The organism is Bifidobacterium sp. UMB1197 (genome assembly GCF_030217745.1).
Taxonomy (GTDB): domain Bacteria; phylum Actinomycetota; class Actinomycetes; order Actinomycetales; family Bifidobacteriaceae; genus Bifidobacterium; species Bifidobacterium vaginale_B.
Window position 1 is genome coordinate 15,170 of sequence record NZ_JASOOL010000004.1, and the last position, 12,211, is coordinate 27,380.

A 12,211-nucleotide genomic window follows, 5' to 3' on the forward strand; every position below is an offset into this window, starting at 1 on the left:
TAGGAGGCGTTTATGTTAGACCAAAACAATTTAGAAAGTGCTCAATGCGCAAATGACGATTGCTTTGCCGCAGATCCAATCCGTGTGGGTCTTTTAGGCGCCGGAACAGTAGGATTGCAGACAGCGCGCTTAATAGTGGAAGAAAACGCGGACTTATCGGCGCGAATCGGCGCTCCGCTAGAGCTTGCGGCAGTTGCGTGCTTGCATCCCGAAGATGTGGACGCGCCTTGGATTGCCAAAGATCTTTTAAGCGCAGACGCGGGGGCGATTTGTAAACGCGAAGATATAGACATAATCGTTGAGCTAATTGGCGGCTTAGAGCCAGCGCACACATTTGTAAAAACCGCGCTAGAATGCGGAAAATCGGTTGTAACCGCAAACAAGGCGTTGCTTGCAAAGTTTGGACCAGAACTCTACGAGTGTGCGCAAAAAAACGGAGTGGATTTAAGCTTTGAGGCGTCTGTGGCAGGCGCAATCCCAATTTTGCGTCCACTTAGAGAGTCGCTTGTAGGCGACAAAATCACGCAAATTTTTGGAATTGTAAACGGAACTACAAACTACATTCTTGACGAGATGACGGTTCGCGGGCTTGATTTTGACTCGGCTTTGCGCGCAGCTCAAGAAAAGGGGTACGCGGAGGCGGACCCTACGGGAGACGTTGAAGGATTTGATGCAGCAAATAAGGCTGCGATTTTGGCAACTCTTGCGTTCCAGATGCCAGTAAGCATTGATGACGTTAGCGTTGAAGGAATTAGCGCGATTACGGCAACAGACATTGCTGCGGCTGGTACTGAAAATCGCGTGATTAAGCTGCTTGCGGCGGTTGCAAGCGACACGCGTGGCGCAGTGAGCGCAAGTGTTTACCCAGCGTTGGTTAGCAAAGAGCATCCTCTGGCTTCCGTTCATGGCAGCTTTAACGCCGTTTTTGTTAAGGCGCAAGCGGCGGACGATCTTATGTTCTACGGCCGTGGCGCGGGCGGTGCACCAACAGCAAGCGCGGTGGTTGGAGATATTGTTGGAGCCGCTAGAAACATAGCGCGCGGCTGCAATGATGCTAGCGTGCCAATGTATAACGCCAAATCTTTGGCTTCCACGCAATCGATTCGTGCGGATTTTGTTGTACGATGCAGCATGGAAGATACCTCGCTTGCGCTTTGCGGCGAAGTGATGGATGTGTTTGAGGCGCATGGAGTAAACGCGGAACGATTGCCTATGCTTTGCCAAACTCAATACGATGGCGAAGGTGATTGCCCAGCTTGCGGAATCGGCGGCCCTGGCGATTTGCGTGTGCTTGTAAAAGATTGCAGCGAGGCGGATTTGCGCGCGATTATTGCGGATTTGCAAAAGGTGGATGCTGTGTGCGCAAAGCCTCTTGCATTGCGAATTATTGAGTAATCTAGTAATTGAATAATTTAGTAATTTGATAGGCTGCCGAACGGAAAAGGTGCGAAATGAAGCCAGTGTGCAACAGTGTGTCAGTTTGCGTGCCAGCAACCAGCGCAAATCTTGGGTCTGGATTTGACGTTGCAGGAATTGCGCTTGATTATGCGGATTCGCTAGTTTTTACGCTTGATGATTCGCTTGATGATTTGCAAGATGTTCGCGTGATTATTAGCGGCGAAGGTGAAAATACCTTGCCAAAAGACGAGACTCATCTTGTTGTTCGCGCGTTCCGCAAGGCGTGCGAAGCGTTTGGCTTGCCGCATTTGCGCTTTACTCTAAAAGCGCATAATCGCATTCCGCAGGCGCGCGGAATGGGGTCTTCCGCCAGTGCAATCGTTGCAGGTGTGGCGGCGGCTTGGGCTTTTGCGCATAGTGGGGATCTTAATAAGCAAGCTATTTTTGAGCTTGCATCTTCGATTGAAGGCCACCCAGATAATGTTGCTCCAGCGGTTTTTGGCGGATTAACAACCAGTTGGAAGAATGGCGATGAGTTCCACACTGTTCGATACGTCGTTTCTAAGCAAATTCGTGCAACGATTTTTGTGCCAAACTTTACTCTTTCAACGCAAATGGCTCGCCAAGCGCTGCCAGAAAAAGTGCCGTATGCAGATGCCGTGTTTAACGTTTCGCGCGCTTGCTTATTGCCGATTGCGTTTGGTGATTTTGCCGATTTTGGTGGTGCTTGCGATTCTGCCGATTTTTGTGATTCTGCCGATTCTTGCGTAAAATCCACTCTTTCTAGAAACGATTTGCTGTTTACAGCAACTCAAGATGCTATTCACCAGCCGTACCGAGCAAGCCTTATGCAACCAACTTGGGATTTGGTAAAAGCTTTGCGAGACAAGGGGTTTGCGGCTGCGATTTCGGGAGCTGGATCTTGCGCAGCGGTGTTTTACGAGGAAAAATCGCAAGCTTCCGAAGAGGAAAATAACGCTACTAATATAAGCAAGAAAACTGTGGCTGCAGAAATAGAAAAAATTGCAAAACCGCTTTTAGTTGGCTGCGATTGGAAAATTTTGCACGTGCATGTTGATTCTATTGGCGTTGCAATAACTCGCGAATAATTTGTGTGAAGTTGTAAGTGAAGTTGCAAAAAGAGGGAATATGAAAGTTTCATTGATTTTGGCTTCTCAGTCTCCTGCAAGAAGAGCGGTGTTGGCTGCTGCAGGAGTGATTCCTGTGATTCACGTGAGTGAGGTGGATGAGCCAGCGGCTTTGCGTAATGCTGCAAATGCGCGAGGTATTAGCGTTGAGCAGATGAGCGCCGAGGAGCGCGTTTCGATTTTGGCGCAAGCAAAGGCTTTTGCGGTGTATGAGTCGTGGAAGCTTGTGGCGAATGCAGCAGCTTCGGCTAGTGGCGATTTGGTTGTGGGGTATCCGCTGGAAGCTGAGGTTGAGGCTGAGAATGCAGAATCTGAATCTTCTGAAACTGAATCTTCTGCAACTGGTAGTAACGCTTTAGCAAGTGATTCGCAATCAGACGTAACGCATAACGTAGATACCGCGCAAACTCGCGATTTTTCTGGCGTAAAAGTGCCTACCAAGACTTTTGATATTCACGATTTTGCGCATATGAATGAATCTTGTAAAGATTGCAACAGCGTGCTTATTGTTGGCTGCGACTCCATGTTTTTACTAGACGGCGAATGTTACGGAAAGCCGCATACTCCTGAAGTGGCATTTGAGCGAATCAAGCAAATGAGCGGAAAAACTGGAGAATTGTTTACTGGCCATTGCTTAATCGACGCAAAAAGTGGCAAAACCGTGTGCAAGGTGAGTCGCGCAAACGTGACTTTTGCGCATATGAGCGATGCGGAAATCAGTGCGTACGTAGAAACTGGCGAGCCTCTGGAAGTGGCAGGATCCTTTACGTTAGAAGGCTTTGGTGGGGCGTTTATTGAGGGGATTCAGGGAGATCCGCATGGAGTTCTTGGAATCAGCTTGCCGCTGCTAAGAGGGATGGTTGGCGAGCTTGGGTACGCTTGGCCAGATTTGTGGAATAGTCGCAAGCTAGAGGGCGAGGCGATTAAAGACGATCCATCTTCCGAAGAAGTGCCTAAAGAAAACGTGCATCAGCCAGGAGACGGATGGGTGATGTGCGATTGCGGGCGCAAGCATTGGGGGCATAATGGCGCGGCTGGCGTGCTGCTTGCTAGGAGAGACGAGGCCACTGGGCGCGTGACCCACGTTGTTATGCAACATCGCGCGCTTTGGAGCGCGGAAGGCGGCACGTGGGGGATTCCTGGCGGCGCAATATCTGATGGCGAAACTGCGATTGAGGGCGCGCTGCGCGAGTCGTTTGAAGAAGCGAACATAACGTCTCAAGACATTGATGTTGTTGGAGCGTATTGCGAAAATCACGGGAATTGGCGTTATACAACGGTTTTTGCGTTTGAAAAGCCAGGGCATTGTGTGAATCCGTGCGCGCACGACGACGAGAGTATGGAAATTAAGTGGGTGCCGATTGACGATGTGCCGAAGCTAAAGCTGCTTACGGCAATGCGCACTGATTGGCCGTCTTTCCGCGCTCGCCTTGATTCTCTAGCATCGCGAAGGTAGTTGCGCGCTTTTTTGTTGTTAGACGCGCTGTTTAGAGCTACAAAGTCGGTAAACCTTTCCGCTTTTTGTTGTTGATTTTGCCATTTTGAGCTACAAAATGCGGAAAATGATTTTGCTTTGTAGAATTATATTTATGCGCTGATGCATGCTTTTATTAGTTCGATTAGCCATATTTTGATAATCTCTAGCACAATGTGATAACATTTCGTATACGAAATATTAGGAGTGGGAGATAATATTTATGAAGGTTTTAGTACATCCTAGAGTCATTCGTAAAAGACCCTGGCTCGATGAAACTGAAGTAATAAATATGTGGAACTCATCATGTAGAGAGCTTCCCAGACAGGGTGAATATGAGCCCAGTCAGATGCTTTCACTTGCTTGGGATTCTCGAGGTGTTATTACGGAACTTATTGCGTATAAAGGTGAAGATGGGGAATGGATTATTTTTCATGTAGCGCCTGCAACTAAAAAGTTTCTTGCTGAAATGGGATTTAGCCAAGAAGAAATTAGACAAATTTTTGGTAGAAGATAAGTAGGATATAGTTAAGAGATATTAGGAGTGATTATGGCTAATTTTCGCGGTGAAGGTGGCGTTGAAGTTACCGATAAAATGCTTGATAAGTGGGAAAATGATGCTGAAAAAGGCATATATCATGGAAAAGCTGGTAATTTGCATATTAAAAAGCCGCTTGGCAGGCCGCCTATTTATAAAGAAGCTATGCTGCCTATAACTTTCCGCATATCTGCTGAAGATGCGGCGGCTCTAAAAGTTTCTGCTGATAAGCAAGGTGTGAAGGTTGGGGATGTTGTGCGAGAAGCGTGCAAACTGCTTCTTGCTCAGCAATCACGATGATTGAAAAGTCTTGCGATTGCAAAGTTCTACGATTGCGGGAGGATTAATCACCCTAAAACTGCTGCGATTAGCGCAATGAAAATCGGGCTGGTGACGGTAGAAAACAGGATTCCGTCGCGAGCAAAACTCAGTCCAACGTTGTACCGCGCGGCGTAATTGTACACGTTTTGGCCAGTGGGAAGTGCCGCCAGCACAACGCACGCGTAAAGAGTGGCGCCTCGAAAACCCATAACAAAATAAGCCAGCAAAAACGCAACAATTGGCATAATCAAGTTTTTTAGAATCGCAACAGTGCAAATCGCAGCGCGATTAGAATCCTTTTGTAGCGGCTTGCTGCCATATAGCGACATTCCAAACGCCATTAAAATCATAGGAACCGCGGAATCGCCAATCATCTTGATTGGGTCGTAAATAAAGTTTGGCACAGGAAAATAGCCAACTTTTGCGGAAATTGCCGAAATAATAATTCCTCCAAGAGATCCTATCAAAAGTGGCTGCTTAAGTGGCTGCTGAGCAATGCGCTTGAGCGAGCATTTGCCAGTAGTTGTAATGTCTAGAACCGTTAAGCCAACAGGTGTAAAAATGGCCTGCTGCATAACTAAAATCGGAGCAACAAGCGCGGGATTTCCAAGAATATAAGTGGCCACAGGCAAGCCAATGTTGTTTGAGTTTAAGTAAAGCGAGTTAAGCGCGCCAATTGTGCAATCCGCTGCAGGAAGGTGGAAAAACATGCGATTAAGCAGAACAAATGCGGCGCCAACAATCATTGCGGAGAAAAATGCAACAAAAATTGACGAGTGAAAAATCTCAAAAATTGGCTCTTTTGCAAGGATTGCAAACATTAAACACGGACTAGAAACAAAGAAGCTTACGCGGTTAAGCACCATTTGTGCTTGCGATCCGCCGATGCGAAGACGCGCGGTTACATAGCCAGCGGCAATAACGATGCCAATTACGCAAAAGCCTTGCATAGCGCTGATTAAACCCATGCAAACGATTTTAGCGCTGATTTTTGCAAATGGGGTAATGTGTGAATCGCCTTGCGTGAGCGCATGTTATTTGACGTTGCAATATGGCATACTAGAGAACGGTGGCGCTGCAAGCCACCAAAGCGTTCGACGGCGTCGATCCCCTCGCGCGATTTAGCGCATGGTTTTAATCGAGGCAGGTGTCCGCTGTCGCGCAGCTAGACTTTATTAACAGCCCGAGGGGTGGCTCGCATAAGCGTGCTTATTCCAGGCTAAGAGCGCGAGACGATTGCAGCGTTTCGCTAGGAGCATTGTGCCCAGAGTAACGCGAGAAAGCTTCAACGTATCTGAAGCAGATGATAATAAAAAAGAAAATGAAAATGTTAGCGTAAATTCTAGTGCTGTTGATGGCGCCGCTGACAATAATGCTGCTGCCGCTAATGCTGCGTCTGCTCGAGTGGGCGGCGTTGTTAATGTTGTTTCGGGAGATGCTTCTTCGAACGGCCAAAATTCTGCTACAGTAATCAGGCGCAGGCGTTCTGGAAGGCGTGTTGTTAGGGTTGCTGGTGCTGCTGGCGAATCGATGAAGTTGCACGTTGAAGGCGGAGTTAATGAGGATTCTCGTGCAGATTCGGCGGTCTCGCGTGTGGATTCGCGTGCAGATTCGGCTACTTCGGCGGATAATTCTTCTGCACAGTCTCAGTCACAGTCTCAATCGCATATACGTCCAATAACATCGCTTCTATTCCAAGAGCCAGTTTTGCCGCAGCGTGCGCATTCTGCGTCTAGCAGCGATTTAGATTCAAGCTACGAAGGTTCAAACAGCAGTCGCGATTCGCGTAGTCAAAGTGAAAGCAAGCGCAGCAGTCGCGATTCGCGCAATGGTCGTAAGCTGTCTGGCAGCGGCTCCGACTTTAGCGATAATCTAGAAAATAAGGACGATTTTAGCGAAGATAGCAATCGTTCTTCTAGAAAATCGCGCAAAACTCGATCCAGCAAGTCTTCTGCAAAAGGCAAAACTACCCGCGAGCAGTTTGACGAGAATTACGATTTGCAAGATGACGATACTCAGCTGATTCGAGTGCGCTCCAGGGCAAATCGTGATGATAAAAACGCGCGAATTGAGCGAGATGGAAGCGTTGCTAAAGATGAGTTGCAGGCAAGTGATAGTGACCGCAGTGACCGCAGTGACCGCAGCGATTACGCCAGCCAAAACTCTCGTAAAACGCGCAAAAATCGTAGACTTAACGCCGCCGAGCGCAGGGCTGCTGCCGAGGTTGAGCAAATCGAAGAAGACCTTGAGTACGACGATATAACCTACGCGCCAATCGAAAATCGCAAGGCTGGCAAAGCTTCCAGAAGGCTTGATGAGGGCGATTTTAGTAGCGATTTTAATGTTGATTTTGAAGATGGCTTTAGCAACGATTCTGGCAGCAATCGCAATGATAATGCGGATTTGGATGAAGACTATGCAAAAGAATCGGATTTGCAAGACGATGAGGACGGCGTTGTAACAAGGCGTCGCCGTCGTAGGCGTTCTTCTAGAGTCGATAGGGCAGATAGAGCTGATAGGGCAGATAGATCCAGTCGCGCAGATAATGCCAATAACTCCAACGATTCCGAAGATTCTTCCGACTCCTTCGATTCAGGCATAAGCAAATATGATGTGGACGAGATTGAGGTTTCTCAAGAAGACCGCAATTTGATTCCAGACCCAGAAGAATTGCAATCGCAAGACGAAGGGATTTACACGCGTAGGCGTCGCCGCCGTAGGTCCAAGTCTGCCGACGATTCTAGCCAGAGTGATCAATCGCGTTTTGATACAGTAGAAACAGATTCGCAAAGTCGCAGGTCTAGAAAACAGCAGTATATTGACGAAATCACGGATATTGAAGGATCCACAAGGCTTGAAGCCAAAAAGCAGCGCCGCCGCGATAATCGCAGGGAGCGCAACCGTCAAAACTTGTTGATGGAGCAAGACTTTTTGGCAAGGCGAGAAAACGTTGACAGACTTATGGTTGTTCGCGAGCGCGATCGTCACACGCAAATATCTGTAATTGAAGACAACATTCTTGTTGAGCATTACGTTTCCGACATTCAAGAAGTTGCAACCGTTGGAAATATCTACCTTGGCCGCGTGCAAAATGTTTTGCCAAGCATGGAGGCTGCGTTCGTAGACATTGGTCAGGCTAGAAACGGTGTGCTTTACGCTGGCGAAGTTAACTGGGATGCAACCAGGCTAGAAGGCCAGCCGCGCAGAATGGAGCTTGCTTTTAAGGCGGGAGACCCTGTTTTAGTGCAGGTTACAAAGGATCCTATAGGCCATAAGGGTGCGCGATTAACTTCGCAAGTAACTCTTGCTGGTAGGTTCCTTGTGTTGGTGCCGTCTGGAGCAATGACGGGCGTAAGTCGCAAGCTATCCGACCGTGAGCGCAGCCGCCTTCGCGCAATCGTTAGTAAAATCGCGCCTAAAGACATGGGCGTAATTATTCGCACGGCCGCTGATGGCGCTAGCGAAGAAGCAATCGAAAAGGACCTTGAGTCGCTTGTAAAGCAGTGGGATCGCATAGAAGCAAAGCGCCAGGAATTCTTGCACGGAAAGCGTCCAAAGCTGCTGCAAGGCGAGCCAGACGTTGCGATTCGCGTTGTTCGAGACATTTTTAACGACGACTTCCAAAAGATGATTGTGGAAGGCCAGGGTGCGTACGACCGTATTTGCGAATACTTGGAGATGATGGCTCCAGATTTGCGAAGCAAGATTGAATACTGGGATCCTGCCGAGCATGAGGGCAAAGACGTGTTCGATAAATGGCAAATCGACAGCCAGCTTAGAAAGGGCATGGAACGCCAGGTTTATCTTCCTGCGGGCGGGTCGATTGTTATTGATCGCACGGAGGCAATGACCACAATTGACGTGAACACGGGTCGTTTTATTGGCCGTGGAAAGTCGCTGGAAGAGACTGTAACTCGCTGTAATCTTGAAGCTTCCGAAGAGATTGCGCGCCAGCTGCGACTTCGCGATATTGGCGGCATGGTTATGATCGATTACGTAGACATGGTTATGCCAGCAAACCGCGATCTTGTTTTGCGCAGGCTTGTTGAGTGTCTTGCGCGAGACCGCACAAAGCATCAGGTTGCGGAAGTTACCTCTCTTGGTCTTGTGCAAATGACGCGTAAGCGTGTTGGGCAGGGCTTGGTTGAGGCGTTTTCGGAGGAATGCCCAACTTGCAAGGGCCGCGGGTTTATTCTTCACGACGAGCCAACTGTGTCTTCGGAATACGCCGATCCGTACGCGCTTAAGGGCGGAGATCCGTTTATTAAGACCAATAAGCACGGCCATGGAAGCCTTGCGGATCCAATTCCTACGACTAAGCAGGAGTCTAGTGCAGATGTTCGCGCTAAGTTGGCTAAGATTGCGGCTGCGGCGGCGTCTTCTGCGTTCTTTGAGGAATCTTTGCGTAAGAGCTTGGATAGCGGCAAGGACGATAAGGACGAGGCTGGCGACTTTTCGATAGATGAGACCGAGGAAGAATCGCCAGCAACCGAGGAGTTGCAGGAAGTGACGAGCGAATCGCAAGAAGCAAGCGAAGAGTTAGAAACCTCCGATTCTCCAGCAGAAAGCGAATCGCAAGAAACGGGCGAATCGCAAGAGACAACAGACGAATCACAAGAAGAAAGCGAAGAATCCGAAAACTAAAAACGCCCCAAAGTATAAGGCTCGAGTACAATGGTTTCTACTGTTTAACTCGGCTTTATAAATTAGCCCTTGACGTTAGTACAGGGGTCGGTGTATTTTTGATAGTCGGTGTCTTGCCGCAGGTTCAATGCTGCGCGCGAGGCAAAAGTAAAGCTTTCAATTGAGCAAGGAACGAATTATGTACGCGATTGTGAAGGCCGGTGGCCATCAAGAGAAGGTTGAGGTTGGAGACGCCATCCTCGTTAACCGTCTCGATGCAAAGAAGGGCGATACCGTGGAATTCCCGGTCGCGCTCGTTGTTGACGGTGCTAAGGTGACCTTAAGCGCTAAGGATCTTGCAAAGATCACAGTTAAGGCAGAAGTTCTTAACGACGAAGCTAAGGGTCCAAAGATTAGCATTATGAAGTATAAGAACAAGACTGGCGTGGCTCGCCGCAAGGGTCATCGTCAGAAGTTGACTCTCGTCAAGATCACGGCCATCGCCTGATTGACGGTGTTATAAACCTGAAAGGACAGCAAGATGGCACATAAGAAGGGTGCGTCCAGCTCGCGCAACGGTCGCGATTCACAGGCGCAATATCTTGGCGTTAAGAAGTTCGGCGGCGAAGCTGTTGTGGCTGGAAACATTATTGTTCGCCAGCGCGGCACCAAGTTCCACGCAGGACAGAACGTTGCTTTGGGCAAGGATCACACGCTGTATGCTTTGGTAGACGGCAATGTGAAGTTTGGTATTCGTCGCGATCGCAAGGTTGTTGACGTAGTTACCGCCTGAGTGACCGATTAATCTTCTAGCCGCACCCCGTTCGGTGCGGCTTTTTTGTTTGTTCGCAAACGACTTTCCCGAGTTTGTTTCCAAAATTGGCCGAAATGGGAACAAACGTGGGCAAAAAGAAACAAACGTGGGGACATTTGCCCGAGTTTGTTCCCAAAATCTGCCAAAAAGTAAACAAACGCGGGGAAAAAGAAACAAACGCGGGGGAATGTGCCCGAGTATTGAGCATCAAGTAAGGTAAAGTTATGAGCGATTTTGTAGATCGAGTAACGGTACACGTTAAAGGCGGCGACGGCGGCAACGGATCCGCAGGCGTGCGCAGAGAAAAATATAAGCCACTTGCAGGGCCAAATGGCGGCAATGGCGGCAATGGCGGAAGCGTTATATTTGTAGCCGATCGTAATGCAAATAGCTTGCTCGACTACCGATTTATGCCGCATCGCGTGGCGCAGAACGGCACAATGGGCTTGGGAGATACAAAAGACGGCTCCAAGGGAGAAGATCTTATACTGCCAGTGCCAGTTGGAACCGTGGTTTTTGAGGCAAAGGGCGCTGCAGGCGCGCAGAAAAAGCCAGGCAACGTTTTGGCAGATTTGCAGCACGTAGGAGACAAGTTCGTAGTCGCCGCAGGAGGCGCTGGTGGTCTTGGAAACGCCGCTCTTGCAAACAAGGTGCGACGCGCTCCAGGATTTGCGCTGCTTGGCGAGCCTGGCGAAGAGCGAGACGTAATCCTAGAGCTAAAGTCAATCGCAGACGTGGCACTAGTTGGATTCCCATCTGCAGGAAAGTCAAGTCTGGTAGCTTCAATCAGTGCTGCAAAGCCAAAAATCGCAGATTATCCGTTTACAACGCTTGTTCCAAATCTTGGTGTAGTCAGCTTTGGCGAATACCGCTACACAATCGCAGATGTGCCAGGATTGATTCCAGGAGCTTCCGAAGGAAAGGGCTTGGGGCTTGAGTTTTTGCGCCACATTGAGCGCACGGAAATAATTGCCCATGTAATCGACTGTGCAACGCTGGAGCCAAATCGCGACCCAATCAGCGATTATAAGGCTTTGGAATACGAGCTTTCGCAATATGCAAATAAGCTTGATTTGCCACTTGGGGCAATTCCGATTCCAGAGCGTCCGAGAATTATTGTGCTCAACAAGATTGATGTTCCAGAAGCAAAAGAGCTGGCAGAATTTGTGCGCGGCGACTTTGAAAAAATGGGCTTGCCAGTTTTTGAGATTTCTACCGCATCTCACGAAGGCTTAAAAGAGCTTGGTTTTGCGCTTGGAAAGATGGTGGCTAGTATACGCGAAAAGCTTGCCGAGCAAGAGGCCGCGCGCGAAGAAGAACGCGTTGTTATTCAGCCGCTTGAGCAGCCAGCATTAAGACGCCGCAGAGATGATGGCCGTGGAAGCGCTAGCGACTTTACAATCGAGCGCGAAGAAGACAAAAATGGCGACTTTTGGTTTACGATTACTGGCACTAAGCCAGAGCGTTGGGTTGTGCAAACAAACTTCGACAATGACGAGGCAGTGGGCTATTTGGCGGATCGTTTGGCGAAGCTTGGTGTAGAAGACGAGTTACGCAAGAAGGGCGCTCGCCCTGGAGACGAGATTAGGATTGGCCGCGGAAATCGCATGGTTTGCTTTGACTGGGATCCAAGCATTGCAGCAGGTGCGGAAGGTTTGGATGGCGCAAGCCTTGGTGCGCGCGGAAAAGACTTGCGACTTGAGGCAAATGACCCGCGTGGCGCAAGGCGCACGAATGCGGAGCGCCGCCGTGACTATCACACAATGATGGACGCAAAGAGTGCCGTGCGAGACGCTATGATGGCGGAACGCAAGCAAGGGCATTGGGCGGATCCTTCTATAGACGACGACAAGCACGACGAACAGAGCCTATTTGGGCGTGGAGAGTAATTGATT

Annotated in this window: 10 protein-coding genes; 9 read left to right on the plus strand and 1 reads right to left on the minus strand. The window is 49.1% G+C overall.

Annotated elements, in window-relative coordinates; all coding sequences use genetic code 11:
* The first annotated feature begins 12 nt into the window (after window positions 1–12).
* The 5 genes from QP420_RS03440 to QP420_RS03460 all read left to right on the plus strand — a co-directional run bounded on the left by QP420_RS03440 (window position 13) and on the right by QP420_RS03460 (window position 4,858).
* Window positions 13–1,395, plus strand: a complete 1,383-nt coding sequence (locus tag QP420_RS03440; protein WP_481616547.1) for a homoserine dehydrogenase — start codon at window positions 13–15, stop codon at window positions 1,393–1,395.
* A 56-nt stretch (window positions 1,396–1,451) separates the two neighbouring features.
* On the plus strand, window positions 1,452–2,507 hold the full coding sequence (gene thrB, locus QP420_RS03445) for a homoserine kinase (RefSeq protein WP_481616548.1): 1,056 nt from the start codon (window positions 1,452–1,454) through the stop codon (window positions 2,505–2,507).
* Window positions 2,508–2,547: 40 nt separating this feature from the next.
* The gene (locus tag QP420_RS03450; protein ID WP_481616549.1) at window positions 2,548–4,002 is read left to right on the plus strand and encodes a Maf family nucleotide pyrophosphatase; all 1,455 of its coding nucleotides are present in this window, start codon (window positions 2,548–2,550) and stop codon (window positions 4,000–4,002) included.
* Window positions 4,003–4,243: 241 nt separating this feature from the next.
* The gene (locus tag QP420_RS03455) at window positions 4,244–4,537 is read left to right on the plus strand and encodes a hypothetical protein (RefSeq protein ID WP_016636160.1); all 294 of its coding nucleotides are present in this window, start codon (window positions 4,244–4,246) and stop codon (window positions 4,535–4,537) included.
* Window positions 4,538–4,570: 33 nt separating this feature from the next.
* Window positions 4,571–4,858, plus strand: coding sequence for a toxin-antitoxin system antitoxin subunit (locus QP420_RS03460; RefSeq protein ID WP_481616550.1), 288 nt, complete (start codon window positions 4,571–4,573; stop codon window positions 4,856–4,858).
* Between the two features lie 47 nt (window positions 4,859–4,905).
* On the opposite strand, the gene QP420_RS03465 is transcribed toward QP420_RS03460, so the two are convergent.
* Window positions 4,906–5,847 (minus strand): AEC family transporter, encoded by a 942-nt coding sequence (locus QP420_RS03465; protein ID WP_481616551.1) that lies wholly within the window; start codon window positions 5,845–5,847, stop codon window positions 4,906–4,908.
* A 292-nt stretch (window positions 5,848–6,139) separates the two neighbouring features.
* Between QP420_RS03465 and QP420_RS03470 the strand changes: the two genes are divergently transcribed.
* The 4 genes from QP420_RS03470 (at window position 6,140) to obgE (ending at window position 12,205) form a co-directional block, all read left to right on the plus strand.
* Complete coding sequence (locus QP420_RS03470; protein WP_481616552.1) at window positions 6,140–9,523, plus strand: Rne/Rng family ribonuclease; 3,384 nt, start codon at window positions 6,140–6,142, stop codon at window positions 9,521–9,523.
* A 178-nt stretch (window positions 9,524–9,701) separates the two neighbouring features.
* Window positions 9,702–10,010 carry a 50S ribosomal protein L21 gene (gene rplU, locus QP420_RS03475; RefSeq protein ID WP_004111933.1) on the plus strand — a complete coding sequence of 103 codons (309 nt, stop codon included), beginning with the start codon at window positions 9,702–9,704 and terminating at the stop codon, window positions 10,008–10,010.
* A 33-nt stretch (window positions 10,011–10,043) separates the two neighbouring features.
* On the plus strand, window positions 10,044–10,295 hold the full coding sequence (gene rpmA / locus QP420_RS03480) for a 50S ribosomal protein L27 (protein WP_004106248.1): 252 nt from the start codon (window positions 10,044–10,046) through the stop codon (window positions 10,293–10,295).
* A 245-nt stretch (window positions 10,296–10,540) separates the two neighbouring features.
* Window positions 10,541–12,205, plus strand: a complete 1,665-nt coding sequence (gene obgE, locus QP420_RS03485; protein ID WP_481616553.1) for a GTPase ObgE — start codon at window positions 10,541–10,543, stop codon at window positions 12,203–12,205.
* Window positions 12,206–12,211 lie beyond the last annotated feature (6 nt).

Excerpts from the sequence above, each read along its gene's own strand:
- obgE (WP_481616553.1), top strand. The coding sequence starts at position 10,541 with ATGAGCGATTTTGTAGATCGAGTAACGGTACACGTTAAAGGCGGCGAC.
- QP420_RS03440 (WP_481616547.1), top strand. The coding sequence starts at position 13 with ATGTTAGACCAAAACAATTTAGAAAGTGCTCAATGCGCAAATGACGAT.
- thrB (WP_481616548.1), top strand. The coding sequence starts at position 1,452 with ATGAAGCCAGTGTGCAACAGTGTGTCAGTTTGCGTGCCAGCAACCAGC.
- rpmA (WP_004106248.1), top strand. The coding sequence starts at position 10,044 with ATGGCACATAAGAAGGGTGCGTCCAGCTCGCGCAACGGTCGCGATTCA.
- rplU (WP_004111933.1), top strand. The coding sequence starts at position 9,702 with ATGTACGCGATTGTGAAGGCCGGTGGCCATCAAGAGAAGGTTGAGGTT.
- QP420_RS03460 (WP_481616550.1), top strand. The coding sequence starts at position 4,571 with ATGGCTAATTTTCGCGGTGAAGGTGGCGTTGAAGTTACCGATAAAATG.
- QP420_RS03450 (WP_481616549.1), top strand. The coding sequence starts at position 2,548 with ATGAAAGTTTCATTGATTTTGGCTTCTCAGTCTCCTGCAAGAAGAGCG.
- QP420_RS03465 (WP_481616551.1), bottom strand. The coding sequence starts at position 5,847 with ATGGGTTTAATCAGCGCTATGCAAGGCTTTTGCGTAATTGGCATCGTT.
- QP420_RS03455 (WP_016636160.1), top strand. The coding sequence starts at position 4,244 with ATGAAGGTTTTAGTACATCCTAGAGTCATTCGTAAAAGACCCTGGCTC.